The 26,063-nt window shown below is 69.2% G+C and carries 23 protein-coding genes and 1 pseudogene; 12 read left to right on the forward strand and 12 right to left on the reverse strand.

Annotated features, from left to right (window positions below; translation table 11 throughout):
- The first annotated feature begins 32 nt into the window (after positions 1 to 32).
- A complete protein-coding gene (locus tag RF650_RS02300; protein ID WP_368813958.1) occupies positions 33 to 1,490 on the forward strand; it encodes a benzaldehyde dehydrogenase in 1,458 nt (485 codons plus the stop codon).
- A gap of 160 nt (positions 1,491 to 1,650) precedes the next feature.
- Here RF650_RS02300 and RF650_RS02305 read toward each other — a convergent pair.
- The 3 genes and pseudogenes from RF650_RS02305 to RF650_RS02315 form a co-directional block, all read right to left on the reverse strand.
- Positions 1,651 to 3,155 (reverse strand): annotated as a pseudogene (locus RF650_RS02305) (tripartite tricarboxylate transporter permease).
- Entirely contained in the window at positions 3,156 to 3,806 is a 651-nt protein-coding gene (locus tag RF650_RS02310; protein WP_242670549.1) for a tripartite tricarboxylate transporter TctB family protein, read from the reverse strand. It lies immediately after the preceding pseudogene.
- The gene (locus tag RF650_RS02315; RefSeq protein WP_131332118.1) at positions 3,803 to 4,804 is read right to left on the reverse strand and encodes a tripartite tricarboxylate transporter substrate binding protein; all 1,002 of its coding nucleotides are present in this window, start codon (positions 4,802 to 4,804) and stop codon (positions 3,803 to 3,805) included. Before RF650_RS02315 ends, RF650_RS02310 begins: the two co-directional genes overlap by 4 nt.
- Before the next feature lie 208 nt (positions 4,805 to 5,012).
- On the opposite strand from RF650_RS02315, the gene RF650_RS02320 reads away from it, so the two are divergent.
- The 5 genes from RF650_RS02320 (at position 5,013) to RF650_RS02340 (ending at position 10,094) form a co-directional block, all read left to right on the forward strand.
- Entirely contained in the window at positions 5,013 to 5,369 is a 357-nt protein-coding gene (locus RF650_RS02320; protein ID WP_131332119.1) for a universal stress protein, read from the forward strand.
- Positions 5,370 to 5,593: 224 nt separating this feature from the next.
- Positions 5,594 to 6,916: an MATE family efflux transporter gene (locus RF650_RS02325; protein WP_131333837.1), complete on the forward strand. Its 1,323-nt coding sequence runs from the start codon at positions 5,594 to 5,596 to the stop codon at positions 6,914 to 6,916.
- A gap of 110 nt (positions 6,917 to 7,026) precedes the next feature.
- Complete coding sequence (locus tag RF650_RS02330) at positions 7,027 to 8,022, forward strand: universal stress protein (protein WP_131332120.1); 996 nt, start codon at positions 7,027 to 7,029, stop codon at positions 8,020 to 8,022.
- Between the two features lie 53 nt (positions 8,023 to 8,075).
- The gene (locus RF650_RS02335; protein WP_368813959.1) at positions 8,076 to 8,966 is read left to right on the forward strand and encodes a universal stress protein; all 891 of its coding nucleotides are present in this window, start codon (positions 8,076 to 8,078) and stop codon (positions 8,964 to 8,966) included.
- Positions 8,967 to 9,104: 138 nt separating this feature from the next.
- A complete protein-coding gene (locus tag RF650_RS02340) occupies positions 9,105 to 10,094 on the forward strand; it encodes a YgcG family protein (RefSeq protein ID WP_368813960.1) in 990 nt (329 codons plus the stop codon).
- A gap of 75 nt (positions 10,095 to 10,169) precedes the next feature.
- Here RF650_RS02340 and pdxT read toward each other — a convergent pair whose 3' ends face one another.
- Positions 10,170 to 10,826: a pyridoxal 5'-phosphate synthase glutaminase subunit PdxT gene (gene pdxT / locus RF650_RS02345; RefSeq protein ID WP_368813961.1), complete on the reverse strand. Its 657-nt coding sequence runs from the start codon at positions 10,824 to 10,826 to the stop codon at positions 10,170 to 10,172.
- Complete coding sequence (gene pdxS, locus RF650_RS02350) at positions 10,823 to 11,752, reverse strand: pyridoxal 5'-phosphate synthase lyase subunit PdxS (protein ID WP_098053906.1); 930 nt, start codon at positions 11,750 to 11,752, stop codon at positions 10,823 to 10,825. Before pdxS ends, pdxT begins: the two co-directional genes overlap by 4 nt.
- Positions 11,753 to 11,929: 177 nt before the next feature.
- Here pdxS and RF650_RS02355 point away from each other — a divergent pair, with 177 nt between their 5' ends.
- From RF650_RS02355 to RF650_RS02370, 4 genes are all read left to right on the forward strand, one after another.
- Entirely contained in the window at positions 11,930 to 13,102 is a 1,173-nt protein-coding gene (locus RF650_RS02355; protein WP_368813962.1) for an AAA family ATPase, read from the forward strand.
- Complete coding sequence (locus RF650_RS02360) at positions 13,099 to 14,763, forward strand: PLP-dependent aminotransferase family protein (protein ID WP_368813963.1); 1,665 nt, start codon at positions 13,099 to 13,101, stop codon at positions 14,761 to 14,763. Before RF650_RS02355 ends, RF650_RS02360 begins: the two co-directional genes overlap by 4 nt.
- A gap of 63 nt (positions 14,764 to 14,826) precedes the next feature.
- The gene (locus RF650_RS02365) at positions 14,827 to 15,468 is read left to right on the forward strand and encodes a hypothetical protein (protein WP_368813964.1); all 642 of its coding nucleotides are present in this window, start codon (positions 14,827 to 14,829) and stop codon (positions 15,466 to 15,468) included.
- Between the two features lie 80 nt (positions 15,469 to 15,548).
- Positions 15,549 to 15,998, forward strand: coding sequence for a hypothetical protein (locus tag RF650_RS02370; protein WP_064846427.1), 450 nt, complete (start codon positions 15,549 to 15,551; stop codon positions 15,996 to 15,998).
- 147 nt (positions 15,999 to 16,145) lie between these two features.
- Here RF650_RS02370 and RF650_RS02375 read toward each other — a convergent pair whose 3' ends face one another.
- The 4 genes from RF650_RS02375 to RF650_RS02390 all read right to left on the reverse strand — a co-directional run bounded on the left by RF650_RS02375 (position 16,146) and on the right by RF650_RS02390 (position 19,555).
- Positions 16,146 to 18,593, reverse strand: a complete 2,448-nt coding sequence (locus RF650_RS02375) for a heavy metal translocating P-type ATPase (protein WP_368813965.1) — start codon at positions 18,591 to 18,593, stop codon at positions 16,146 to 16,148.
- Entirely contained in the window at positions 18,580 to 18,789 is a 210-nt protein-coding gene (locus tag RF650_RS02380) for a heavy-metal-associated domain-containing protein (RefSeq protein WP_131332128.1), read from the reverse strand. Before RF650_RS02380 ends, RF650_RS02375 begins: the two co-directional genes overlap by 14 nt.
- A gap of 86 nt (positions 18,790 to 18,875) precedes the next feature.
- On the reverse strand, positions 18,876 to 19,193 hold the full coding sequence (locus RF650_RS02385) for a metal-sensitive transcriptional regulator (RefSeq protein ID WP_035960928.1): 318 nt from the start codon (positions 19,191 to 19,193) through the stop codon (positions 18,876 to 18,878).
- Positions 19,194 to 19,408: 215 nt separating this feature from the next.
- Positions 19,409 to 19,555 (reverse strand): hypothetical protein, encoded by a 147-nt coding sequence (locus tag RF650_RS02390; protein WP_165489760.1) that lies wholly within the window; start codon positions 19,553 to 19,555, stop codon positions 19,409 to 19,411.
- A 347-nt stretch (positions 19,556 to 19,902) separates the two neighbouring features.
- Between RF650_RS02390 and RF650_RS02395 the strand changes: the two genes are divergently transcribed.
- Complete coding sequence (locus tag RF650_RS02395; protein ID WP_368813966.1) at positions 19,903 to 21,753, forward strand: NAD(P)-binding domain-containing protein; 1,851 nt, start codon at positions 19,903 to 19,905, stop codon at positions 21,751 to 21,753.
- 39 nt (positions 21,754 to 21,792) lie between these two features.
- On the opposite strand, the gene RF650_RS02400 is transcribed toward RF650_RS02395, so the two are convergent.
- The 3 genes from RF650_RS02400 to RF650_RS02410 all read right to left on the reverse strand — a co-directional run bounded on the left by RF650_RS02400 (position 21,793) and on the right by RF650_RS02410 (position 23,669).
- Positions 21,793 to 22,074, reverse strand: coding sequence for a hypothetical protein (locus tag RF650_RS02400; protein ID WP_368813967.1), 282 nt, complete (start codon positions 22,072 to 22,074; stop codon positions 21,793 to 21,795).
- A gap of 329 nt (positions 22,075 to 22,403) precedes the next feature.
- Positions 22,404 to 22,832, reverse strand: coding sequence for a metal ABC transporter solute-binding protein, Zn/Mn family (locus tag RF650_RS02405; protein ID WP_368813968.1), 429 nt, complete (start codon positions 22,830 to 22,832; stop codon positions 22,404 to 22,406).
- A gap of 363 nt (positions 22,833 to 23,195) precedes the next feature.
- Complete coding sequence (locus RF650_RS02410) at positions 23,196 to 23,669, reverse strand: DUF805 domain-containing protein (RefSeq protein WP_368814040.1); 474 nt, start codon at positions 23,667 to 23,669, stop codon at positions 23,196 to 23,198.
- Here RF650_RS02410 and RF650_RS02415 point away from each other — a divergent pair.
- Complete coding sequence (locus RF650_RS02415) at positions 23,668 to 25,953, forward strand: glycoside hydrolase family 15 protein (RefSeq protein ID WP_368813969.1); 2,286 nt, start codon at positions 23,668 to 23,670, stop codon at positions 25,951 to 25,953. The two genes, RF650_RS02410 and RF650_RS02415, sit on opposite strands and share 2 nt — an antisense overlap.
- Positions 25,954 to 26,063: the final 110 nt, after the last annotated feature.

The raw sequence follows: 26,063 nt of genomic DNA on the forward strand, positions 1-26,063 counted from the left end.
TCCATCACGTGGCACACCAGGAGGTAAGGGACATGGCGATTCTCGAGGACGGCCGATGGGACGGGAAGATCTTCGACGGGGAGTGGACGGAGGGTTCCGGTGAGCCCATCACGGTGCTGAACCCGGCCTCGGAAGCGGTCCTGGGTCACGTGGGTGCGGCCACGCCGGAGGACGTGTACCGGGCGGCGTCCGCGGCGTCGTCGGCCCAGCAGTCCTGGGCAGCGCTCAAGCCCACCGAGCGCGCGGCCGTGCTGCGCCGGGCGGGGCAGTTGTTCGAGGAGCACGCTGCCGAGGTCGTGGACTGGGTCGTGCGCGAGACCGGCGCCATCCAGCCCAAGGCCGGGATGGAGGCCCACGTGGCCGCGCAGGAATGCTTCGAGGCGTCCGCGCTGCCCACGCACGCGAAGGGCCAGGTGCTGGCCTCGGACGACCCGCACTGGTCGCTCGCACGGCGTCTGCCCGCCGGGGTGGTGTCGGTGATCTCCCCGTTCAACTTCCCCCTGATCCTCTCGATCCGTTCCGTGGCACCCGCGCTCGCGCTCGGTAATGCGGTGCTGCTCAAGCCGGACCCGCGCACGCCCGTGACCGGCGGAGTGCTGATCGCACGCATCTTCGAGGAGGCCGGGCTTCCCGAGGGTGTGCTGCACGTGCTGCCCGGCGGCGGGGACGCCGGTGCGGCCGCCGTGGACGCACCCGAGGTCCGGATCGTGTCCTTCACGGGTTCCACCGAGGCGGGGCGGCACGTGGGCGCGGCCGGTGCCCAGCATCTCAAGCGCACGCACCTGGAGCTCGGTGGCAACAACGCGATGATCGTGCTGCCCTCCGCCGACCTGGACCTGGCCGCGAGCGTGGGTGCTATGGGGACCTTCTTCCACCAGGGTCAGGTGTGCATGACCACGGGTCGGCACATCGTGCACCGGGACGTCTACGAGGAATACGTCCAGCGACTCGCGGACAAGGCGGACGCCCTCGTGGTGGGCGACCCCTCCGAGGGACAGGTCCACCTGGGCCCGATCATCGACGAGAAGCAGCTGAAGTCCGTGGACTCCAAGGTCCAGGAATCGGTGATCGCCGGCGCCACCATCCGGGCGGGTGCCACCCACGACGGGTTGTTCTATCGCCCCACGGTGCTAACTGATCTCACCCCTGAGATGCCGGCGTGGAACCAGGAGATCTTCGGCCCGGTGGCACCCGTGATCGCGGTGTCCTCCGTGGACGAGGCCGTGGCGCTGGCCAACGCCTCCGAGTACGCGCTGTCCCTGTCGATCCTGGGCGAGGTGGGGGAGGCCATGAAGGTCGCGGACCGCGTCACGGCCGGGAAGATCCACATCAACGAGATGACCGTGATGGACGAGGCCACCGCCCCCATGGGTGGGATGAAGGCCTCCGGCACGGGCGTGCACTTCGGTGGGGCGGACGCCAACGTCGAGGCGTTCACCGAGCTGCAATGGGTCACCCTCAGCCCGGACATCCCGCAGTACCCGTTCTGATCGGGCAATCCCGCCCGGCTCCGAGGACCGCGACGGCGTGTGATTTTGCTGAGCTAAAGCAGCGAACCACCCTCTGAGAGGGGGTTTGCGTGCTTTAGCTCAGCAAAATCAGTGCACCCGCACTTGGGAGAGGGTGGGGTTTACCCGGAGACGAGTCGGCTCAGACGTCCCTGCGGGTGCGGCTCGTGACTTTGCTGCGCAGTGTCAGGAGCAGGATGATCACCAGGACCCCGTAGAGCACGAGCACGATCGGACCGCTCACCAGGACCGAGGCGTCACCGTCCGCGCTGATCAGGGCGTCCCGCAGGCTCGTCTCCGCGAGCGGACCCAGGACCATCCCGATGATCAGCGGCGCGAGCAGGTAATCATGCATACGCATCAAGAAGCCGACGAGTCCCACGCCAGGAGCATGAGCAGGTCGAAGGTTGAGCCGGACGTCGCGTAGATGCCCAGGCCGCAGAACACCGTGATGCCCGCGTACAGGTACGGGCGCGGGATGAGCAGTAGCTTGGCCCACACCATCGCGAACGGCAGGTTGATGATCAGCAGCACGATCATCGCGATGAAGAAGCTGGCCAACAGCGCCCACACGAGATCAGGGGCGCGCTCGAACAGCAGCGGTCCCGGTTGCAGCCCGTACTGCCGGAACGCGGCGAGCATGATGGCGGCGGTCGCGGAGATGGGCAGGCCCAGCGCGAGCAGCGCACCCATGGCCATACCGGTGGTGGCGTTGCCCGCGGCCTCGGGTGCGGCAAGACCTCGAATGGCGCCCTTGCCGAATTGCGGGTCGCGACGACGCCGATCCAGCTTGCGTTCCGCGCCGAATGCCAGGAACGTGGGGATCTCCGCGCCGCCGGCCGGGACCACGCCGAACGGCAAGCCGATGGCCGTGCCGCGCAACCATGCCGGGGTGGCCTCCCGCAGTTCCTTGCGGCTCAACCAGGGCCGCCCCTGGGCCTTCAGCATCCTTCCCTGGCTCTGGAACCGGGCGGTCGTGGCGAAATAGATCACCTCACCCAGCGCGAGCACCGCGACCGTGACGGTCACCAGGGAGATCCCGTCGAAGAGGTAGGGGGAGTTCATGGTGAACCGCGGGATGCCGGTCACGGAGTCGATACCCACCACGGCGATCCCCAGTCCCAGGGCGAGGGACAGCAGACCCTTGACCGCGGAGTCCGTCACCACGGAGGACGTGGCCACGAACGCGAACAGGGCCAGGGCGAAGAACTCCGCCGGACCGAACTGGGTGGAGAACTCGGCCAGGAAGGGTGCGAAGAACACGACCACCACGGACGCCACGAAACCACCGATGAACGCCCCGATGGCCGCCGTGGCGAGCGCTTGTGGGGCTCTGCCGGTGAGCGCCATCTTGTGGCCCTCGAACGTGGACGCGATGGCCGAGGCCTGCCCCGGGGTGTTCATGAGGATGCCCATGGTGGAATCCCCGAACAGCCCGCCGAAATACACGCCGGAGAACATGATGAACGCCGCGGTGGGATCCAGGGCGAACGTCACGGGCAGCAGCAGCGCCACGGCCATGGAGGACCCCAGGCCGGGCATGACACCCACGGCGGTGCCCAGGAAGCATCCGAGCACCACCCAGAAGAGGTTCTGCAGGGTGAGCGCCCCGGCGAAACCGTCCAGCAACAGCGAGAGGGTCTCCATCTAGAACCCACCCCCCAGGAGGCCGGAGGGCAGGGACAGTCCCAGGGCCATGTCGAAGGCGATGTACGCGAGGGAACTCACGGTCAGCCCCACGACCAGTGAGAACAGCGGGCGGGTGGAGCCGAAGCCGCGGGCCACGCACCAGAACAGTACGGCGGCGCCGATGATCCACCCCAGGAACTCGAGCAGTAGTGCAAACACCAGGAAACCGCCCACCACCCAGGCGAAGGACCGCCACGAGAATTGGGGCGTGGCGGGCTCGTAGGCACCTACGAACTCGTAGCCGGCATCGTCCGCCGAGGGTGCGGCGTCGTCATCGGCGGGGGAGGTGTGCGCGGTGCTGCCCGTCGACGTCGTCGGGTGGCCTCCAGGGGAACGGTCCGCGGACCGGCGGCGCAGGATCGAGAGCACCTCCACGATCACCAGGGCGTAGATCACGGCCGTCACCACGGCCGGGAAGAACCGGGGCCCGGGGAAGTCCACCGACTCCGGGACGGACATGCTGAGCATGCCCACCAGCAGGTACGTCGCGAAAGCCGCGAGCACCAAGGGCATGGTCAGCTCGGACAGCAGCGACCGGTGCGCGGAGGGCGGCGCCTCCTGCGGGGGTGGTGCGGACGCCGGGGTCGACCCGGTCACCTGTGATGTCACAGTCCCAACTCCTTGTAGAGGCCCTGGATGCGGGTCTTCTCGTCCGCGAGGAAACGGGTGAGCTCCTCGCCCGTGATCACGTTCTCGTTCCAGTTGAAGCGTTCGATGGCCTCCCGCCACTGCGGTGTGGCGATCGTTTCCCGCACGATGGTCTCGAGCTCGGTCTTCTCCTCCGGCGTGATCCCACCCGGTGCCACGAGCAAGCGCCAGTTGGCCAGGGTGACGTCGAAGCCCTGCTCCACGGTCGTGGGGATCTCCACCCCGGGCACGGGTCCGCGGGCCACGATGCCCAGGGCCCGCAACCGCCCGGACTCGATCTGGTCGATGGAATCCGGGTACCCGCTGGCCGCGGCGGCCGCCGTGCCGTTGAGCAGGGCCTGGGTGGATTCACCGCCGCCGTCCGAGGACACGTAGATCATGTCCTTGGGTGCCAACCCGGTACTGATCGCCATCTCGGTCACGACCAGCTGGTCGAAGGAACCGCCTCCGGTCCACGGGACCTTGCCGGGGGTCTTGGCCCACGCCGTCATGAGTTCCTTCAGGGACGTGTACGGGGAATCGCCGGGGACCACGATCACGTCGTACTCCTCCACCACCACGGCCAGGGGATTCACGTCCGCGTAGGTGGTGGCGGAGTCGTACTGGATGGTGGCCGCCAACTGACCCGTGCCACCCACCATGAGGTTGTTGGCCTTGCCGGAGAGGATCTCCAGGTTCCCGAGCGCGATGGTCCCGCCGGCACCCGGGATGTTCACCACCTGGGTGTTGTTCACGATGCCGTTGGCCCGTTGGGCCTGCTGCATCTCCCGGGCCACGGTGTCCCACCCGCCGCCCGCGGCCGCCGGGGCGATAATGGTCAGCGACGAACGGAGGTCGTTGCCGCCGGAGGCCGATGCGATGGACCCCGCCGTCGCGGTTCCGATGGTCCCCAGGGCCACGAGTCCCCCGAGACCGTAGGTCAGGAACGTGCGGCGGTCGGGGGAGTGGGTGGAGCTCATGGATTCTCCCGGGATTCGCGGTAAGGGGGATTCCCGCGCCCACGGGGCCGCGAGAAGTGTGACTGAGGATACACATACCCCCACGTGGGAGGCGGTACCGACGCGGACCCCGGGATTCACCGAGCCGGCACCGGTTCACCGCCCGGGGGTGATCTCGCCCCGCCCCGGAACCTGCCCCCAGATGGATCGCGCACAGAGAAGAGGACCCATGGCCATCATCCTTGCCGCCGCCGAGACTCCGGCCGGTCACGCCGCCCGCGACTTCGCCGTGCAGGAAGCCCGGCGTCGCGACACCGACCTCGTGGTGTTCCCCGTGGACGGGAACGAGCCGGATCTGTCCGCGATCCCGTATGAGCGCGCGAGCGTGGAGCATGCCGCCGCCCGCAGCCGCAATGCCGTGGGGGATCTGGTGGACGCCACCAACCGCGCGGAGATCGACGCCGTGGTGGTGGGGGTCCGACGGCGGTCCCCCGCGGGCAAGATCTTCCTGGGTTCTTCCGCGCAGCAGATCATCCTGGAATCCGCCGTCCCCGTGATCGCGGTGAAACCCGCTCCGGGACGCTGACCCTGCCCGCCTCGGCGGGTGACTGATCCCCTTACCCTGGTGCGGTGCCTTCCTTCCGCTCACACCCGAACCCCCGCGCGCCCCAAGACGCCCGCCCCTCGGAGCCCGATCCCGGAGGTCTCCACCGCGGGGGCCCCGCAGCTTCCGAGGAGCCCGTGACGCCCGAGGGTCCGGCAACGCCGTCGGATCCTGGGACCCCGTCCAAGACCGCGGGCGGGAAGAGCCTGAACCGCCAGATCCTCGCGCTCGCCGTCCCGGCGTTCGGAGCGCTGATCGCGGAGCCGCTGTTCCTGCTAGCGGACTCGGCGATCATCGGCCACCTGGGCACGGCGCAGCTCGCGGGGGTAGGGATCGCCGCGACGGTGGTGCAGACGGTCGTGGGACTCATGGTCTTCCTGGCCTACAGCACCACCCCCGCGGTGGCCCGGCACGTGGGTGGCGGCAGACTCGCCGATGCCCTGCGCGTGGGTCGGGACGGGCTGTGGACCGCCGCGGGTCTCGGGGTGCTGCTCGCCGCGGCGGGCGCCGTGGCCGTTCGTCCCCTGCTGCGCGCCCTGGGTGCGGAGGGCGAAGTGCTGGAGCACGCGACGTCGTACGCGCTGTGGTCCCTGCCCGGACTCGTGGCCATGCTGATCGTGCTGGCCGCCGTGGGTGTGCTGCGAGGTCTGCAGGACACGACCACCCCGCTCGTGATCGCGGGCGTGGGCGCCGCCGTGAACGCGGGGCTGAACGTGGCGCTCGTGTACGGCGCGCAGCTGGGCGTCGCGGGCGCGGCGATCGGCACGAGCATCACGCAGTGGGCCATGGCAGTGACGTACCTGATCATGCTCACCCGGCAGTTCCGACGGCGCGGCGTGAGCCTCGCGACGTCCTGGGCCGGGGTGCGCACGCACCTCACGGTGGGGACATGGCTCATGCTGCGCACCCTGTCCCTGCGCGCCGCGATCCTGGTGACCGTGGTGGTGGCCACGGCGCAGGGGGCCGAGAACCTCGCGGCCTACCAACTGACCATGACGATCTTCAACTTCCTGGCCTTCGCACTGGACGCCCTGGCCATCGCCGCCCAGGCGCTGCTGGGCAAGGAACTCGGCGCCCGGGACCTGCAACGGCGCTCGGAACGCGAACATGTCCGGAGGCTCATGCATCGACTGATCCGGTGGGGTCTGGGCTTCGGCGTGGTCACGGGCGTGATCGTGGGTCTGCTCGGGCCGCACCTGGGCTTCCTCTTCACCTCGTCGCGGGACGTCCAGGTGATCTTCGGGGTCGCGTTGATCGTCGTGGCCGTGGGTCAGCCCCTCGCGGCATTCGTGTTCGTGCTCGACGGCGTTCTGATCGGCGCCGGCGACGCTCGTTATCTCGCCCTGGCCGGGGTCATCAACCTGGTCGTGTACGCGCCCCTGTTGTGGCTCGTTCTCGAACGGGGTGGGAGCGGCACCGCGGGCGCGGCGTGGCTCTGGGTTGCGTACGCGGGCGGGTACATGGGCGCCCGTGCCGTGACCCTGGGTCTGCGCATCCGCGGGGACAGGTGGATGTTCGCGATGGCGTGAGCGGCCCGCGGAGCCGGCCCGGCGCCAGGAGGCTCCGTGCGGCGTCGTCACAGGCCTGAAATCGCGTGGTGGACCGCGCCGTTGCAGGGTGCGGAGACTATCCTGGAGGTATGAACAACGACGTTCTGAACACCTCGTCCAACGCTCCCGTCCTGGTGGGTATTGATGGTTCCGAGATCGCGCTGCGCGCCCTCGACCGTGCCCTCACGGAGGCGGCCGCCCGCAAAGTCCCGGTGCGCCTGTTGTGCGCGTTCCCCGTCGCGGTCGTGGGGGATCCAGGCCTGGAACAGCGCTTCCACGACGCCGTGAAGGCGGAGAGCGAATCCCATCTCGAGGCCGCCGGGGAGTACGCCCGCTCCCACGCCCCGGACGTCGAGATCCGCAAGGTCCTGGGCGAGGGCGACGCCGCTCGGGCCGTCCTGCACGCCGCCAAGGACGCGTGCCTGGTGGTCATGGGCAAGCGCGGCAAGGGCGATGCCCTGCGGGGTCGGCTGGGTTCGGTCTCCGCGGCCGTGGCGGCCCACAGCCCCGTGCCCGTGATCGTGGTCCCGCCCGGAACCCACGAGGACGACTCGGACGCGGAAATCGCCCGCGAGGAGGGCCGGGACGGCAAGGACGTGCGCGTCTCCGACGACGAGGCCCAGGGTGGAACCCGCACCCCTGCCTCCGAGATGGACTTCTCCGGCTCCGTGGTCGTGGGCGTGGACGGCGCGGGGGAGAAGAACCCCGCGGTAGCGCACGCGATCCAGTACGCCCTGTCCCATGACGCGACCCTGAGCCTCGTCTCCGTGAACGGCGCCCTGTCCGGGACCCCGGAGTGGTTCCAGGACCAGTACAACCAGACCTACTACTTCCAGGAATCGCTTGAACGGCTCTCAGAACTGGCGCGCACCATTGCTGAGCGGGAACCCCGGTTGCGGGTCACTCAGCACGCGTTCCTGGGCCGCCCCGGCCGGGTGCTCGTGCAGGCCACCCGGACCGCGGACCTTGTGGTCGTGGGCTCCCGCGGCATCGGTGGGTTCACGGGTCTGTTGCTCGGATCCGTGTCCCAGGCCGTGCTGAGCTCCGCTGCCGGGCCCGTGATGGTGGTCCCCAGCGGGCGCTGAGTCCCGATCCGCACTCCCCCTCGAAACACGGTTAAGAAACTAGGTGCAGACAGATGACACAGAACATCGTGGTGGCATACGACGGTTCCGATCACAGTGAGCGGGCCCTGGACTGGGCGATCCTCGAGGCCCAGAAGCGGCAGGAGCCGTTGAAGATCGTGCTCTCCACGGGCCGCCAGACCGGCCTGGACCAGTCCATCTATGGAGCCTTCGCGGATGCGCTGCACCAGGAATCGGAGCGGCTGGCCACACGCGCCGTGGAGAAGGCCAAGGCGGGCGGCGTCACCGGGCAGGGCATCATCGAGCGCGGCGACGCCGCCGGCGTGATCGTCTACGAGGCCCAGGACGCCTCCGTGGTGGTCCTCGGCAAGCGCGGGCACCACGGGGTGCGCGGGCGCGTGGGTTCGGTCTCCGCCGCGGTGGCCGCCCACTCCGCCGCGCCCGTGGTGATCCTCCCGGAGGAGTGGCGCCCTGACGAACGTGAGACCCGGCCCGAGGGTGAGAGCTTCGAGGGTCGCGTGGTCGTGGGCGTGGACAAGCTCGGCGCCAAGAACGAGGCGGTCCCGCAGGCCGCCCGGTACGCCGCGGATCACGGGCTGCGGCTCGCGATCGTGAGCGTGGTCCCCACCACGAGCTACCTGCCCATGAACTCCGCCGAGCTGGATCGCGCCGTGCAGGAACAGCTCATGGCCCCGGCCAAGGAGCTCACCGATTCCGTGGCCGAGGAACTGCGCAAGGACTTCCCGGACCTGGAGATCGAGACCCGCGTGCTGGAGGGCCGCCCCGCGGACGCACTCGTGGACGCCTCCCGCACCGCCGAGCTGCTCGTCATGGGCACCCGCGGGTACGGCGGGTTCCGCGGTCTGCTCATGGGTTCGGTGTCCCAGGCCGCCCTCGCGGACGCCGAGTGCCCCGTGATGGTGGTCCCCACCGCGCGCCGCTGAGTCGGGCGCTCTCGAAACCCACTGGGTCTCGAGAGCAACGCGCCGTCGGGACCGCAGGGCCGCGTGGCGTCGTCGTACCCGCACCCTGGCCTACGAGAACCTGTGCCGACCAGCATGTGACGAAACCCGGGAGGATCCGTGGACACCGAGACGCTCAGGATGGCGCCCCTGCGGCGCATCATCACGACCGGCGCGCTGGGGGCGGTGCTCGTCGCGGGAGTCGCCGAGCCCCCCCGCGCCCTGGACGTGCCACCCCGCCCCACCGAGGGTGCGGTGCAGGACCAGGCGGACCTGCTGACCCCGGACCAGGAAGCACAGCTGAACCGATTGATCGGGGAGAAGAACTCCGAGAACGAGTACATCCGCGCGGCCGTGCTCACGGTGGACGACACCCAGGGAGAGAGCATCGAGGACTACTCCCGCACGGTGGCCACGGACTGGGGCGTGGGAGACGACGGCCGCAACAATGGGGTGCTCGTGGTCGCGGACATGGGCGAACGTGAGCTGCGCATCGAGGTCGCGGACGGGGCCCGCGAGGTGCTCTCGGACGGGGACGCCCGGAACATCATGCAGGACGAGCTGGAACCGGGGTTCAAGAAAGAGGATTACGCGGGAGCGTTCACGAACACCATCACCGAGGTCTACGACGAGGCGAATCCGCAAGCGGCCGCGGATCGTGAAGCCAAGAGCAACACCTTGCTCCGCGTGATTCTGGGCCTCGTGGGAGCGGGTGTCCTGGTGGGGCTTTTTCTGGCATGGCGCCATCACCGGCAGAACAACCGGATCCGGGAGCAGGCGGAGGGCGAGATCGAGCAGTTCCAGCGGGAGCATCCGGACGAGGAGATCACGGACGGGATGCGCCAGGCGTACTATAAGTACCGCCTCCAGAACCGCAAGGCCCCCGGGCTCAACGACAAACCCAATCGGGCCAAGGACGCGGACGGCATCGAGCACGAGATCCGGTACGCGCCCACGTTCCGCTCGTGGTTGCCGCTCTACGTGATGTACCCGGCGGTGTACAACGGTTCGGCGGCATCCTCGGCGGGGTCGTCGTTCGGGAGCTCGTCCCCGTCGTCCTTCGGCGGGGGCGGCGGGTTCACCGGCGGGGGTTCATCAGGGAGTTTCTGACCAGGGACGTTCCGGGAACGTCTCTTCGATACTCCGAGCGGCCGCCGCGGGACGAACGCGGGGCCGTGACCCGCGCTATGCGTTCGCGCCCGTCCGGACCATGCTCAGCAGTTCCTCGTGCACGGTGGTCTCTCCCATGAGCTCGGGGTGGAAACTGATGCCCAGGACATTGGCCTGGCGAACGGCCACCACCGTGTCGCGGTAGCGGGCCAGCACCTGCACACCGTCCCCCACCTCGGTCACCGAGGGTGCTCGGATGAAGGCCGCGCGGACGACGCCGCTCGGGGCCATCGCGGTGTCGTCGTCCGTCTCCGCGTGGCCAGCGGTGCCGGCCCACGGGAGCGAAACTTCCGCGGAGTCGACCTGGGAGCCGAACGCATTGCGGTCCACCGTGACGTCCAGAACACCCAGGCTCTGCTGCCCCGGCGCGGGATCCGCAATCCGCGTGGACAGCATGATGAGTCCCGCGCACGTGCCCAGAGTGGGCAGGCCGGCGCGGATGACCCGCTGGAGGGGCTCGAACAGACCGAACGTGCGGCACAGCCGGTCCATCGTGGAGGACTCACCCCCGGGCAGGACGAGCGCGTCCACGGCGGGAGCGCCGTCGTCGCCCAGCAGGTCCGAGACGGAACGGACGCGAACCGCCCGGGCACCCAGCGAGTGGAGCATCGCCAGGTGCTCGGCCACCCCGCCCTGCAGCGCCAGGACACCGACGGTGGGGGCGGAGCTCACCAGCCGCGCTCCGCGAGGCGGTGGGGTGCGGGCAGGTCCGCCACGTTGATGCCGACCATGGCCTCGCCCAGGCCGCGGGAGGCCTCCGCGATGCGGGCGGGATCGTCGTAGTAGGCGGTCGCGGCCACGATGGCGCGGGCGCGCTCGGCGGGGTTGCCGGACTTGAAGATGCCCGAGCCCACGAACACGCCGTCCGCACCGAGCTGCATCATCATGGCGGCGTCCGCGGGGGTCGCGATCCCCCCGGCGGTGAACAGCACCACGGGGAGCTTGCCCGTGCGGGCGACCTCCGCCACCAGCTCGTACGGCGCGGACAGTTCCTTGGCCTTGACGTAGAGGGCGTCCGGGGTGGAGGTGTAGAGGCCCTGCAGCTCGGCGATCTGGGCGCGAATGGTGCGGATGTGCTTGGTGGCCTCGGAGACGTCCCCCGTGCCGGCCTCGCCCTTGGAGCGGATCATGGCCGCGCCCTCGGTGATCCGGCGCAGCGCCTCACCCAGGTTGGTCGCACCGCACACGAACGGGACGTTGAAGCGGTGCTTGTCGATGTGGTTGACGTAATCGGCGGGGGAGAGCACCTCGGACTCGTCGACGTAGTCCACCTTGAGGTGCTCGAGCACCTGGGCCTCCACGAAGTGCCCGATCCGCGCCTTGGCCATCACGGGGATGGACACCGAGTCGATGATCTGCTCGATCAGATCGGGATCACTCATGCGCGCCACGCCACCCTGGGAGCGGATGTCCGCGGGAACGCGCTCGAGCGCCATCACGGCCACGGCTCCGGAGTCCTCGGCGATCCGGGCCTGCTCAGCGGTGACCACGTCCATGATCACACCGCCCTTGAGCATGTCGGCCAGGCCGCGCTTGACGAGGCGCGATCCGGTCACGGGGGTGGGGTTCTGGGCGGAGGTCTGCAAGGTTTCGGTCATGGCCTCCATCCTGGCAGCGTGGATGGTCCATTGACAGAGCCAAAATCGACGAAATGAAGTGGTCCACTTATGCAACGACCGGCACTTAATCCGCGGCCTCTGGCAGCCGTCGATCGAGACGCTATCGAAATCTAAGTAAGTATAAAAATATTCATATAATGCTTTACACTTCGGTACATGGACCTCGCAGCCAACCCCTACAGCCCCGGATCCGGGCTGCGTCCCAAGGTGCTCAGTGGCCGGGAGGCAGAGATTTCCGCCTTCGACCTCATGATCGCGCGCGCCAAGCTCCACCGCCCCAACAGGGGCATGGTGCTCACGGGTCTACGGGGAGTCGGAAAGACCGTTCTGCTCAACGTCCTGCGTGCGCACGCGGACAATCACGGCTGGCTCACCGTCCAGCTGGAGGGGCGGCCGGAGGCTCGGGGCAGGCAGGACGTGAGAGACAGGTTCGCCCGGGAACTCGTGGTGGCGGCTCGGCGTCATCTCGGCCGTCACCCCGGTCGGTTCTTCGCTGATGCGCTCACGACCATCCAGTCCTTCAGTGCCTCCGTGGGGACGAGCGGTGTCTCGGCCAGTGTCGATCTTCATCCCGTACGCGCGCAGTCCGGGCGGATCGACATCGATGTGGAAGAGCTGGTCGAGGATCTCAGCGAACCACTGAAGGCACAGCACAGCGCATTCGGCCTGTTCATCGACGAGATGCAGGACCTGGACCCGGACATGATGAGCGCAATCGTCACGGTCCAGCACATCGCGGGCCAGCGTGACTGGCCGTTCTACGTGATCTGCGCCGGTCTGCCGAACCTTCCCACGATCCTGAGCGCCACACGCAGTTATGCGGAAAGACTCTTCGACTACCGGGTCATCGGACCGCTGGACCCGGAGCAAGCGCGATACGCGGTGGCACGCCCGGCCAAGGACGTGGGCGCTGAATTCGACACCGAGGCGCTGAACGCCATCGTCGCGGCGTCGGGTGGTTATCCGTACTTCATCCAGGAGTTCGGGAACGCAGTGTGGGAAGTCGCGCCGACCACGCCGTTCACGGTCGAGGACTCGAGGGTGGCCATCGAGAAGGGGTGGGCGCAACTGGACTCCGGATTCTTCCCGGCCCGCTGGGGCAGGGCGACGCCCAAGGAGCGCGAGTACATGAGCGTCATGGCGGTGGACGGTGCGGGCCCCTCCCGCACGGGTGAACTCGCAGCCCGGCTCGGTACCAAGGCCAGCAGCCTGGGCCCTACAAGAGCGCAACTGATCCAGAAGGGGATGATCTACGCTCCCGATCACGGTCAGGTGGCGTTCACCGTTCCCGGCATGGCCGGCTTCATCGCCCGGCAGTCCCGGGAATGAGGCACGCCAGGGACACCGACCTCCCCCTGACCGTCGATCGCACCGCGAGCACGGGTCTGGGGGAGCAGCTCGTGCGGCAGATCCGCGAGCTCGTGGCGCGCGGGGTGCTGCGCCCAGGCGATCCCCTACCCTCGTCCCGGGCCCTGGCCGCCCGGTTGGGAATCTCGCGCGGAACGGTCACGTCCGCGTGGGACGTCCTCGCGGGTGAGGGCTACCTCGTGGCCGATCGCGGTGCCACGCGGATCACCCCGCATCTGGACATGCGGCGCGATACAGGGCCCGTTGCCCGTGCTGCCGCTGCGACCGCCGATGCTCTTCGAGCCCGCCCGTCCGGCCCGGTGCCCGGGGGCGACGCCGCGGCGTCGCCCCGCGCCGGACAGCATTCCACCCCCACGTCGCCTCGTGCTGGCATACCGGCCGCGGGCATTCCCGCCCCGACGACGTCGCCCGCGCTCCCTTCGCAGCGCACGGCCCGTCGGTCCGCGGCGCGGCCCGAGATGATCGACCTGCGCCCCGGGAAGAGCGCCATCACGTCCCTGGACACCCCCGCGTGGCGCGGGGCGTGGCGGGACGCGGCGAGCGGCGTCGCCACGGGGCGCACCCTTCGCACCGATCTGCGGGACCACCTCGCGGACTACCTGCGGCTCAATCGCGGGATCGTGCGTTCTCCCGAGGACATCCTCGTCACTGCGGGCGTGCGGGACGGGTTGCAGCTCGCGTTGCGGGTGCTGGGGCTCGCACACGGCAGGAGGCTGCGCGTGGCCGTGGAGAATCCCGGGTACCCCGCGCTTCGTCGTGTGGTGCGCGCACTCGGGCACATCGCCCTGCCGGTGGGGGTGGACGAGCACGGTCTCGTGCCCGAGCATCTGCCCAGCGGGTGGTGGGGCGCGGCGGGGCGGTGGGACGTCGCCCCCGCGCCGGACGCCATCGTGCTCACGCCCGGACACCAGTACCCGCTGGGCGGGACCATGCCCGTGACGCGCCGGATGGAACTGCTCGCGTGGGCCCGTGAGCACGGCGCGCTCGTGCTCGAGGACGACTACGACTCCGAACTGCGCCACAGCGCCCAACCCCTGCCCGCCCTCGGGGCATTGGACACCGCCCGGGACACCGTGGTGACCCTGGGCAGTTTCGCCAAGGTGCTCGGCAGTTCCGTGGGTGTGGGGCACCTCGTGGCCCCGGATTCCCTGCTCCCGGACCTCGCACGCACGCGTGCGGAGCTGGGTTCGCCCGTCTCGCTCATCGCCCAGGAAGCGCTCGCGCGGTTCGTGAATTCGGGGGAGTTCCAGCGCCACACGGCCAGGATGCGCCGCTCCTTCCGACGACGCCGCTCGCTGCTCTCCGACGTCCTCGGCGACCTCCCGCACGTGAGTGTTCTGCCCATGGCCGGCGGTGCCCACGCGGTGCTCGCCGTTCCGGACGAGGACGCCACGATCGAGCGCGCACGAAGCCGCGGGGTCCTCGTGGGTGCCCTGGGCGAGTACTGGACGGGGCAGGGCCGCGAGGGTGGTGAACGTGGTGGGGCAGGGGCGTCGTCGTCGCTGACGGAAGCGGACCGGGGACCCGACGAACGGGGCGGGGTGGTGCTGGGCCTGACCGCGCCGGACCGGGACGTGGAACGCGGTGCCCGGGTGCTGCGGGAGGTGCTGGGCGAGCCCTGAACCCGTCCAGGGAAGCTCGTTAGACTGGGCGGGACATCCCCGGCAAATTCAGGAGTTCTCGGCGTGCCCCAACAGATTTCCGCACCGCACGGCGGGCAGGACCGCGGCAGGTCCCGCGGGGCCGACGTGCGCCACGACCTGTGGGGACCCACCCTGCTGCGCGCCGTGGTGGCGCTGATCTTCGCGGCGGTGACCGTCTTCTGGCAGGAACCGTCCCTCGGGACGGGCCGGTGGGTCATGGCGTTCTTCCTGGTGGGAACGGGCATCTCCGCGATCTTCCTGCAGCTGCGGCTGAACCGCCGCGAGGACGTGGACCTGGGCCCGAGCCGGAACATCCCGCAGTCCTACGGTGTGCTGTACGTCCTGGGCGGGGTGCTCACCGCGGTGGTCGCGAGCAGTGACTGGCTCTTCGTCCTGTTCTCCGCCGTGATCCTGGGTCTGTGCGGGATCACCGAACTGGTGTTGGGCATTCGTTTCCGGGGCCAGTTCCCGCTGGGTCGTGACTGGACGCTGTGCGGCGTGGTGACCGTGTTCGCGGCCACGGGTATGGTGCTCGTGGAGACCCTCGGAACCAAGGCAGAACTTGGTGTGGTGGGCGGTGCGGCCATCATCGTCGGCGTCACCCAGCTCATCGCCGCACTGAGCCTGCGCCACGATGCGCGCGCAGCGGACAAGGCCCTGACGGACCCGGGCCGTACGGCCTGAACGCGTAGACTGACACGTTGAACTCGCGGGCGGATCCCCTACCCCCGCCCCACACCCCGACCACCGCCAGGAGGAATCACGTGGCCCAGCGCACTGAGCACAATGGCCGGCGCAGAACCGATATCAAGGGGCCCCTGATCATCTCGGCCGTTCTGGCGGTCGTGGCCTTCGTGGTGGTGTCCGTGGTAGCAGCGGGCGGCACGGACAACGCCGCCCGGATGGGCCTGGGCCTGATCGCGGCGGGCATCGCGTTCATCGCCTCCGTGGTGGTGTGCGCGACCCTCATGCTGCTCGAGAAGCCCAACGCGGAAGAGCTCGGTCAGGGCACGGGCGTGAACCGGTCCTCCGCCAAGCTGTACGCGGAGAACAAGGCCCGCCGGCAGGCCGAACAGGCGCGCGGGGAAGGCTCGGGGACGACGTCGTCCGGTACCGGCGGTGCTGCGGGGGCGGCAACCACCGACGAACCCCAGTTCGGCCAGCGCGTGCGCCCGGACACCAAGGGCGAGGAGCCGGGCTCGAGCGCTCGCTGACCGCAGCATGTAGGGCTCCCATACAGAGCGAGGCCCCGGAGAACCACTGGTTCCCCGGGGCCTCGCTCTCTCATGTCGTGTCACCCGTGCCGTGCGGCTCTGGTCGCCTGACCCGTGCCGTGCGGCCGTTCGGCACGTCGAGCGCACTCAGCGCGCGAACCGCTTCAGTCGCAATGAGTTCAGCACCACGAACACCGAGCTGAACGCCATGGCGGCGCCGGCGATCATGGGGTTCAACAACCCCAGGGCCGCCACCGGAATGGCCACGGTGTTGTAGGCAAACGCCCAGAACAGGTTGGACTTGATGATGTGCAGCGTCTGGCGGGAGAGCTTGATCGCCAGCGGGATGGCCGTGAGGTCACTGCGCACCACGGTGATGTCCGCGGCCTGCATGGCGGCATCCGTGCCGGAACCCATGGCGATGCCCAGGTCCGCGCGGGTCAGGGCGGGGGCGTCGTTGACGCCGTCGCCCACCATGGCCACCACGCGGCCCTGCGACTGTAGCTCTTCCACGGCCTGGACCTTGCCGTCCGGGGTGACGTCCGCGATCACGTCTTCCGGAGCGATCCCGACGTGGGCGGCCACGGAACGGGCCACGGCGGCGTTGTCCCCCGTGAGCAGCACCGGGCGCAGCCCGAGCCGCTGGAGTTCCGCGATCGCGGCCGGCGCCTCGTCCTTCACGGTGTCCTGCAGGTCGATGAACCCGGCCACGCGCCCGTCCACGGCCACGAGGATGGTGGTGAAACCGTCCTCGCGGGCGCGGCGCAGGGCCCCGGACTCGTCCGCGGTCAGCCGGATCCCGTTCTGGGCGAGCCAGGATTCCCGGCCCACCACGACGGCGCGCGCGTTCATGCCGTCCGGGACGTACCCCTTGACGCCGCCGCCCGGGGCGGACTCGAAGTGGGAGACCTCGTAGCGGTGGGGCGTGGCTGCGGTGATCGCCTGGGCAATCGGGTGCTCGGAGTAGCTCTCCACGGCCGCGGCCAGGTCCAGCACCTGATCCCGCGACCACGAGTTCACCGGGGTCACGGCGGTCACCGCCATGTCCCCGTGGGTCACGGTTCCGGTCTTGTCCAGCACCACGGTGTCCACCGAGCGGGTGTCCTCCAGTACCTCCGCGGAGGTGATCAGGATGCCCAGCTGAGCGCCGCGCCCGGTGCCGGTCAGCATGGCCGTGGGAGTGGCCAGGCCCAGGGCGCACGGGCACGCGATCACCAGGACGGAGACCGCCGCGACGAACGCCTGATTCAGGTCCCCGGACACGAGCCACCAGATCGCGAAGGTCAGCACCGCGATACCCATGACCACGGGCACGAACACGGCAGAGATCCGGTCCGCGAGACGCGCCACGGGGGCCTTGGTGGCCTGCGCGCGCGCCACGGTTCGGCTCATGGAGGCGAGCACGGTGTCCGCACCCACGTGGGTCGCCCGCGCCAGCAGACGACCCGTGGTGTTCACGGTGGCACCCGTGAGTTCATCCCCCGGGCCCACCTCCACGGGAACGGATTCCCCGGTGAGCATGGAGGCGTCCACGGCGGACTCGCCCTCCACGACCAGGGCGTCCGTGGCGATCTTCTCGCCCGGGCGCACCGTGAAGGTGTCCCCCACGCGCAGCTCGGACACGGGCACCGTGCGTTCGGTGCCGTCCTCATCCACCACGGTGGCTTGCTGCGCGCCGAGATCCAGCAACGCCTTGAGTGCCTCACCCGAACGGGATTTGGCGCGCGCTTCGAGCCAGCGGCCCAGCAACAAGAACGTGGTGATGATGGCCGCGGACTCGAAGTACAACTGGTGGCTGGACATGTCCATGGCCATGTCTGGATGGGCATGGGCGGTCATGTCCGGCTCCACGAGCAGGTGGCCCAGCGAGAACAGGTAGGCCGCGGTCACGCCCAGGGACACCAGGGTGTCCATGGTCGTGGAAAGGTGGCGCGCGTTCACGGCGGTGGCCTTGTGGAAAGGCCAGGCCGCCCACGTGACCACGGGCAGTGTCAGCAGCGCGGCCACCCAGCCCCAGTGGGAGAACTGCGCGCCGGGGACCATGGAGATCACGAAGACCGGCACGGAGAAGACCGCGGCCACGATGAACCGCTTCTTGAGGTCGCTCATCCGCCGTTGCGCGGGGGTGGTCTCGAGCGCGGGATCCCGGTGCTCGTTCTCGGCCCGCAGGGTCTCCTCGGCGGTTCGCTCGGGGGTTGTCTCCGAGGACGCATGCCCGCGGGGGTATGCGTCGGTCGTCCCGAGTGCCGATGACGCCCCGCCCCGCGTACCCGCGTGAGCGGCGTCGTCGGCTTGTCTGGGCGTTTCGGCAGGAGCGGAGGCCCGCTGCACGCGGTCCCCACCCGTGATCTCGGCGCCGTAACCGGCGTTGCGGATGGTGTCCAGGATCTGCTCGTCGGAGACGTCTCCGGGGACCTTGACGGACGCGGACTCCAGGGCCAGGTTGACCGCGGGATCCACGCCGTCGATCTTGCGCAGCTTCCGTTCGATCCGCCCAACGCAGGACGCGCACGTCATGCCCGTAATCCGCAGATCCAGATCACGCAGCGGCCCGTGCACCTGCGGCTCGGCAATGGCCGGTTCAGACGATGGCATACCCGGCCTCTTCCACAGCCGCGGAGATCTCGTCCGAGGTCAGTTCGCGCGAGCTTTCGATGGTCACGGGGGAGACGCCGCCGGCGTTGAGGTCCACGGCCACGGAGGTGACGCCGGGGACCTCGGCCAGTTCCTCCTTCACGGAGGCGACGCAGTGTCCGCAGGTCATGCCGGAAACGTTGACGGTGGTGTTCATGGGATTCTCCTCGATGCTCGTGATTCTCTTGCCGGGCTGTACGGCCCGAAGTCCTGGTAGCCGCGGCATGGGCCGACGGCGCCCGCTCAGCTCTTGACGAGCCGCGCGATCGCGGCGTTGGCCTCCGCGAGTTTGGCGTCCATGTCCGAGGTGTCCCCGGAGTCGTGGGCGGCCTCCACGGCGTGCTTGACGCAGTGACCCAGGTGCTCCTCCATGAGCCCCAGGCTCACGGATTTCAGGGCGGACTGGATGGCGGAGATCTGGGTGAGGACGTCGATGCAGTAGGTGTCCTCATCGATCATCCGCTGCACACCGCGCACCTGACCTTCGATGCGCTTGAGACGCCGGGCGTAGGCCGCCTTGTCCTGGGTGTACCCGCGGGTGGGGGTCTCGGGGCTGCTCATGGGTCCAAATTATACCCTATGGGGGTATTGTCGCAATGTGGTGGTGGACACGTGCGGGTGCAGGACGGTGCGCATCGAGGTGCGCAGCAGGTCGGTCATCTCGGTTGTGCTGGCCGTGGCGGTGGCCGCGCGCGCCCGGCGGGTCTCAGGGCGGGCGGGGTCCATGGGGGACTGTTGGCTGGCGGGCGTGAGGGTCGTTGGCGTGACCGCCGGAGTCAGGCCGGGGGCGCACCGGCCTTCGTGTGATCTCGTCGCACGACGGCCCCGTTGTGCCGGTATGTGGCCACGATCGCCGCGATGACGAGGCGGCTGGAGCAGTAGAAGAGCGCGCCCTCGATGATGTACAGCACGATGCCGACCATTGTCCGTTCCGCCTCTCGCTTCCCTGCCGATGGGCCGGAGGGGCTCGTTATGCAAAAAACCCCCACGTTACCGGGGCGGTCAACGGTGCCGACGTGCAGTGGGGGCCGCCCGGGCCAACCTCGAGGCTCCCGTGTTCTGGGAGGCAGGCCTCTGCACGCCTTGGTGCCATGGGGCTTCACGGTGCGGGCGGCGGCGTCGTCATCCACTCGCAGATCCGGACGCGCGGTCGGCAGACCGGATCGCTGGAGATCGTGGCGACCCAGGGCTTTCGTCCTGCCCGGTGTTGTCGGCGGGTGAAGCGCGCTAGTGTGACACAAATCATAGCTCAGCCACATTAGGAAGTGACATGACTCAGACCCACGATCATGCAACCGATCCCGGCGAGAGCTCCGCAGGGAGTGACGATCCGCAGACGGCCAGCAGCGCCGTCGAGAAGTGGCTCGCCGCCTTCGACCGGGCCCTCCGTGCGCACGACGAGGACGCGTTGCGGGAACTCTTCGCCGAGGACTGCTACTGGCGTGACTTCGTGGCATTCACATGGAACCTCAAGACGCTCGAAGGCATCGATGAGATCGCGGCGATGCTCCAGGCCCAGCTGCCGACGGTCGATCCGCACGATTGGCAGATCGCCGAGCCCGCATCGGGCACGGCCGAGAACGCAGAGGCATGGCTCAACTTCATGACCGCCGCCGGGCGTGGTTGGGCTCACCTGAGGCTCGTGGAGGGGCGTTGCTGGACACTGCTGACCACCCTGCAGGAACTGACGGGGCACGAGGAGAAGAAGGGCCCCCGCCGTGAGCTCGGCGTCACCCACGAGATCACCCGGGGACGCAAGACGTGGAAGGAGTCCCGGGCGGAGCGGGACGCCCGGCTCGGTTTCGACGAGCAGCCATACGTGCTGATCATCGGCGGGGGTCAGGGTGGCATCGGGCTCGCCGCGCGGCTGCGACGTGTCGGCGTGCCGACGATTGTCGTCGAGAAGAACGAGCGGGCGGGTGACTCGTGGCGCAAACGCTACAAGTCGCTGCACCTGCACGACCCGGTCTGGTATGACCACATGCCCTACCTGCCCTTCCCCGACGACTGGCCGATCTTCCCGTCGAAGGACAAGATGGGGGACTGGCTCGAGCACTACGTGGACATCATGGAACTCGACTACTGGGCTGGCACACGGTGCCTGGGCGCGCAGTTCGACCAGGGCGCGGGCACGTGGACCGTGCGGGTGGACCGCCGTGGCGAGGAGGTCATCCTGCACCCCACCCAACTCGTCTTCGCGCTGGGTGTCTCCGGCTACCCGAACATCCCCCGTTTCGAGGGCGCCGACGACTTCGCCGGGTGGCAGGGTCACTCCTCCGAGTTCACGGGTGGTGAAGAGGATGTCGAGGGCAGGCACGCTGTGGTCATCGGGTCGAACAACTCGGCCCACGACATCGCGGCAGCCCTGTGGGAGAAGGGCGCCGAGGTCACGATGATCCAGCGTTCCTCCACGCACATCTCCCGCAGCGACTCCCTGCGGGAGCTGGCGCTGGGCGCGCTTTACTCGGAGGAGGCCCTGGAGAACGGGGTGACCACGGAGAAGGCCGACATGCTCTTCGCCTCGTGGCCGTACCGGCTGCTGCCGGCTGCGCAGATTCCTGTGTACGAGCAGATGGCTGAGCGGGACGCGGACTTCTACCGTGCGCTCACCGACGCCGGCTTCGAGTTGGACTTCGGCGAGGACGGCTCAGGCCTGTTCTTGAAGTACCTGCGGCGCGGATCCGGGTACTACATCGACGTGGGTGCATCGCAGCTGATCATCGACGGCCGGATCCAGCTGGAGCGCGGTCAGGTCACCAAGATCGTGCCGGAGGGGGTGGTCATCGACGGCGACCGGCTGGTTCCCGCGGACCTGCTCGTCTATGCGACCGGGTACGGATCGATGAACGCGTGGCTCGCGGATCTCGTCTCGCCGGAGGTTGCCGACGCGGTGGGCAAGTGCTGGGGGTACGGCTCGGACACGACCCGCGACCCCGGTCCCTGGGAAGGGGAGCTGCGCAACATGTGGAAGCCCACAGCGGTGCCGCAGTTGTGGATTCATGGCGGCAATCTGCACCAGTCCCGCCACTACTCGAAGTACCTCGCGCTGCAGCTCAAGGCCCGGGAGCTGGGGATGGACACGCCCGTCTATCAGCTGCAGGAATCGCACCATGTGCGGTGACCGTGAGAAAAGGGTCGAAGGGCGGCTCCCGCCACTCCGTCAGGCGGTGGTCTCGGGCGCCGGGGTGAGGGCAGACGCTGCATCCGTGTAGTCCAGCGTCACCCGGGCGAACGGGGCGCCGATGATGACTTCCAGCCCCGGGATGAGTTCGTAGCGGATCTCGTCCTTGATCCGCTGGTTCTCCAGGGCGGGAGTGAAGACCAGCGTGACCGTGAGTTCGGGGGCCCGAGGGCTGCCAGTGATGCTGAACTGCGCGGAGGCCACGGAGGGGTAGATCTGGATGCCCCTCGTGGCGGCGCGGGCCACGGCGTCGAGCGGCACGCCCGGTACGCGGGCGGGAACGGGGGAAGAGGGGTCGACGGCGGTCGTCCCGAGGGGGCTCGACGTCGGTTCATGAGGGGGCAGCAGGCAGGCCCTCCGCTCCACCTGTAAACCGCCTGGCGGGGCGGTGACAGGGTAGTGTGACGTCCACCCAAGCGGGTGGTCTACCGGAGTGTATGCACACGACATAAACTTCCCGCGCCAGGACGCACCGTGGAGCGCCTGCATGACGTCCGGTTGCTCGGTGAGAGGTTCTCTGCCTTGCTAGAGTCTCCCACCATGTCGGTCGCGAAGCTCTCGGTGAGCCACCAGAACTACCTGCGGGCCATCTAGAACCTGGGGGAGTGGTCCGAGGACCCCGTCACCACCTCGGCCGTGGCCTCGACCACCTGCTGCATCTGGCGGTCCGAGACGGTCGACTCGCAGAACACCGCCGGGACGTGGTTCTGCGGCACGGTGTCGATCGCCGAGTGCAGTTCCTGTGGACCCGCCTCCTGTTCGGAGTTCACGGGCCAGAGGTAATGCTCGCTCGGTCCGGCGTCCCGCGCGAAGCAGGAGAAGGCGCCCTCGCACGTGAGCAGTGCGCGCTGGTTCGCGGGGACCCGGTCCAGCCGTTCCCGTAGGTCCGCGCGGACCTCGTCCAGCTGCTCCTTGTACCTGTCGCCGTTCTCCCGGAACTGCGCGGCGTGCTCGGGATCGAGGTCGCTCAGGGCGGTCGCGATGGTGTCCACGTAGCGCTGCCCGTTCGTGGGGCTCATCCAGGTGGGGATTGGGTGTTCCGGGCTGGTCCGCGATGTCCACCGTGGGAACACCCTCAGAGACCACCGCGTGCGGCACGTTGGCCGAGGCCACGAACTGCCCGAGCCAGCCCTCCAGGCTGAGCCCGTTGTTCAGGACCAGCTAGGCACCGGACGCCTTGCCCACGTCCGTGAGGGTGGGCTCGTAGTCGTGGATCTCCGCCATGTTGAATCGTACATATTCGGTGCGTCGAACTTGAGGGGCGGGGCGGGTGCTGGGCACGCGCTGCGAGGTGCGGCGCCACCGTGTGGCAGTGGGGAGGCACTGACCGCATGGTGCTGCCGGGCCCGTGCGCGTCCACGTGCTGTGGCTGAGGAAACCGCTCAGCGAGAGCCCGCGCCCGGTGCCTGCGGCAGGAGCTGGTTGTCGAAGCGCACACCCCGCGGGTCCGGGGGCAGCAGCGCCAGGATGAGCAGTGCCGGAGCGCCCAGGAAGGGGACCAGGATCAGGAGGTACCAGAGCCCGGAGAGATTGGCGTCGTGCAGTCGCCGGACGGACAGCGCGATCCCGAAGACCACGCACAGGATCGCAGCAGCCAGCAGCGCGAGGGCCAGGAGGAGGTAGATCACGGCGATCCACTCGGGTCCGTCGGTCAGGGGTCCGCTGAAGTAATCGTGCTCGTCCGCATGCTGGCCGCCCCAGGACAGCAGCGCGGCGTACAGGGCGATCCACCAGTATTCGGAACGGGATGCGCGGCCGGAGAACTGCAAGCCCCTGCCGAAGAAGTTGCGCAGGGCCTTCAGGGGGCCCACGCGCTCGCCGGGCTGGGTGGCGCGAAACGCTGGCTGGTAGGGCATGGTCACGGGTGGTGTCCTCCTGCATCGGTCGCGGTGGCGTCCGCCGGGTCGAGGGGGCCCCGGGCCCCGGAGCCGTCGGACGGAATCGGATGGAGCATCCACGGTATCGGGCACCCGCCCAGCGGGCACTGGCCGAACGGCCAGAGTTCCGTGCGGCGTGAGCCGCCGGGGGCGTTTATGGGATTCTGGGTCCATGGCTTCCAAGATCGAGGACTACGCCCTGCTCTCCAACATGCGCAGCGGGCCGTTGGTCTCCCGTCATGGCTCGGTGGACTGGTGGTGCGTCCCGCGCTTCGATTCGCCCGCGCTGTTCGCGGCGCTGCTGGGCACCCCGGACCACGGCCGCTGGTTGCTGGCGCCGTACTGCGCGGTCAACGATGACGCCGCTGTGGACCTCTCCCTGCCCGGCGTCACCGCGGTGGAGCGGTTCTACGCGGAGAACACGTTCGTGCTGCACACCGTGTGGACCACGGACACCGGCACGGTGCGGGTCACGGACTTCATGCCCCTGAACTCCCGCACGGAACTGATCCGCCGGGTGGAGGGCCTCACGGGCGAGGTCGAGATGTTCCAGGACCTGCGGCTGCGCTTCAACTACGGCTCGTCGGTCCCGTGGCTGAGCCGCTTCGACGTGCTCGAGGAGGAATCGGAGGAGGGCGCGGTCGCGGAGTCCGTGCTCGTGGGCATGGCCGGCCCCGATTCCGTGGTGTTCCACGGTGACCCGCTGCCGGAGGCGGACCCGGACCGCAGCAAGCGGCGCCATGCGGGCTCCTTCACGGTGGCCGCAGGCCAGACCAGGGACTTCACGCTCACGTGGTTCCCGTCCCACGGCGTCCCGCCGGAAGCGGTGGACGTCAATGAGACCCTCACGGCCACGCTGAACCTGTGGCAGGAGTGGACGGATCTGTACGAACCGTACGATCCGCTCACGGACCCCACCGCGGACCCCGAACTCCCGGAGGACGGGGACGACGGCGCGTGGGCGGCGTCGTCGGCGGAAAGAAGAAACGCGGGCGAGCCCGCGTCCGGCCGGGACGTGGGGCGCCACGGGGACCGCCCGGCGGACGCCGACGCCCAGGAGACGGTGCACTTCACGAGCAGCCAGGATGCCCCCGAGGACATCATCCGCCGCAGCCTGCTCGTGGTGCGCGGGCTCATGCACCAGGCCACGGGCGGACTGATCGCCGCGGACACCACGTCCGTGCCGGAGGTGCTGGGCGGGGAACGCAACTGGGACCACCGTCACGCGTGGCCCCGGGACGTGGCCTCCGCGCTGGAGATCATGCTGGACCACGGCCACGACCGGGAGGCCGCGCAACTGCGCAACTGGTTGCTGCGCGCCGTGGCCGGGGACGTGGACAACCCCTCCAACATCTACACGCTGGACGGCTCCGGACAGATCCGCGAACGCCTCGTGGACCTGCCGGGTTACGAGCGATCGCGCCCGGTGCGCGAGGGCAACGCATCCGGCAACCACTACCAGGCGGACGTGGCCGGTCACGTGCTGCGGGTGTTCGAGATGCTGCGCCGGCGCGGCGTGCAGGAGGACCACCTGTCCTGGCCGTTGCAGCAGGCGTTGCTGCGCGCCGTCGTGGCCAACTACGAGGAGAAGGACCAGGGCGTCTGGGAGATGCGCGGCGAACCCCAGTACTACACGCACTCGCGCGTGATGATGTGGGCCGCGCTGCAGGCCGGCGTGGACGCCGTGCGGATCCACGGGCTGCCCGGGGACGTGGAGACGTGGGAGGAACACCGGGACCAGCTCGCGCACGAGATCTGGACCAACGGCTACGACCCCCAGGTGGGTTCGTTCGTGCAGTACTACGGCTCCACGGACGTGGACGCCTCCCTGTTGCAGCTGCCCACGGTGGGTTTCGTGGCCTACGACGACGAACGCATGCTCGGCACCGTGGCGCGCATCCGCAAGGAGCTCACGGACCGATCGGGGCTGCTGCACCGCTACCGCAACCTCCCGCAGCTCACCGACCTGGACGACGCCGAGGCGTTCGTGTCCTCGATCGGTCAGGACGGTTTCGCGGGGCAGTCGGTGCCGTCCGTGTCCGCGACCCTGCAGTTGGCCGAGCAGCTGGCGCTGTGCGGTCACACGGGGGACGCCACGCGGCTCACGGATCTCGTGCTCGGCACCGCCAACGAGCTGGGTCTGTTGCCCTCCACCTATTCGCCGTCCCAGCGCCGGGCCACCGGCAACTTCCCGCAGGTGGAGGCCCACCTGAACCTCATCCGGGTGCTGGACATCCTGGAGACGGAGCTCGATCGGTCGTAGGCCGGCGATTCTTCGCCGTGGCGGGGATCACGATAGCGTGTGAGGACCAGCCACGCCGGGCCCGGTGAGACTCGGCTGGTGGCCGAGGGAGTGCCTCGGCACCCTTCCCG

Origin of the sequence: Kocuria sp. CPCC 205297 (assembly GCF_040981035.1) — a bacterium.
In the GTDB taxonomy this organism is placed as follows: domain Bacteria; phylum Actinomycetota; class Actinomycetes; order Actinomycetales; family Micrococcaceae; genus Kocuria; species Kocuria marina.

What these genes read in the sequence shown, in the direction of transcription:
- RF650_RS02330 (WP_131332120.1), top strand. Translation starts at nt 7,027, where the DNA reads ATGAACAACGACGTTCTGAACACCTCGTCCAACGCTCCCGTCCTGGTG.
- pdxS (WP_098053906.1), bottom strand. Translation starts at nt 11,752, where the DNA reads ATGACCGAAACCTTGCAGACCTCCGCCCAGAACCCCACCCCCGTGACC.
- RF650_RS02300 (WP_368813958.1), top strand. Translation starts at nt 33, where the DNA reads ATGGCGATTCTCGAGGACGGCCGATGGGACGGGAAGATCTTCGACGGG.
- RF650_RS02360 (WP_368813963.1), top strand. Translation starts at nt 13,099, where the DNA reads ATGAGGCACGCCAGGGACACCGACCTCCCCCTGACCGTCGATCGCACC.
- RF650_RS02315 (WP_131332118.1), bottom strand. Translation starts at nt 4,804, where the DNA reads ATGAGCTCCACCCACTCCCCCGACCGCCGCACGTTCCTGACCTACGGT.
- RF650_RS02415 (WP_368813969.1), top strand. Translation starts at nt 23,668, where the DNA reads ATGGTCACGGGTGGTGTCCTCCTGCATCGGTCGCGGTGGCGTCCGCCG.
- RF650_RS02395 (WP_368813966.1), top strand. Translation starts at nt 19,903, where the DNA reads ATGACTCAGACCCACGATCATGCAACCGATCCCGGCGAGAGCTCCGCA.
- RF650_RS02375 (WP_368813965.1), bottom strand. Translation starts at nt 18,593, where the DNA reads ATGCCATCGTCTGAACCGGCCATTGCCGAGCCGCAGGTGCACGGGCCG.
- RF650_RS02385 (WP_035960928.1), bottom strand. Translation starts at nt 19,193, where the DNA reads ATGAGCAGCCCCGAGACCCCCACCCGCGGGTACACCCAGGACAAGGCG.
- RF650_RS02380 (WP_131332128.1), bottom strand. Translation starts at nt 18,789, where the DNA reads ATGAACACCACCGTCAACGTTTCCGGCATGACCTGCGGACACTGCGTC.
- RF650_RS02390 (WP_165489760.1), bottom strand. Translation starts at nt 19,555, where the DNA reads ATGGTCGGCATCGTGCTGTACATCATCGAGGGCGCGCTCTTCTACTGC.
- RF650_RS02405 (WP_368813968.1), bottom strand. Translation starts at nt 22,832, where the DNA reads ATGAGCCCCACGAACGGGCAGCGCTACGTGGACACCATCGCGACCGCC.
- RF650_RS02335 (WP_368813959.1), top strand. Translation starts at nt 8,076, where the DNA reads ATGACACAGAACATCGTGGTGGCATACGACGGTTCCGATCACAGTGAG.
- RF650_RS02320 (WP_131332119.1), top strand. Translation starts at nt 5,013, where the DNA reads ATGGCCATCATCCTTGCCGCCGCCGAGACTCCGGCCGGTCACGCCGCC.
- RF650_RS02410 (WP_368814040.1), bottom strand. Translation starts at nt 23,669, where the DNA reads ATGCCCTACCAGCCAGCGTTTCGCGCCACCCAGCCCGGCGAGCGCGTG.
- RF650_RS02355 (WP_368813962.1), top strand. Translation starts at nt 11,930, where the DNA reads ATGGACCTCGCAGCCAACCCCTACAGCCCCGGATCCGGGCTGCGTCCC.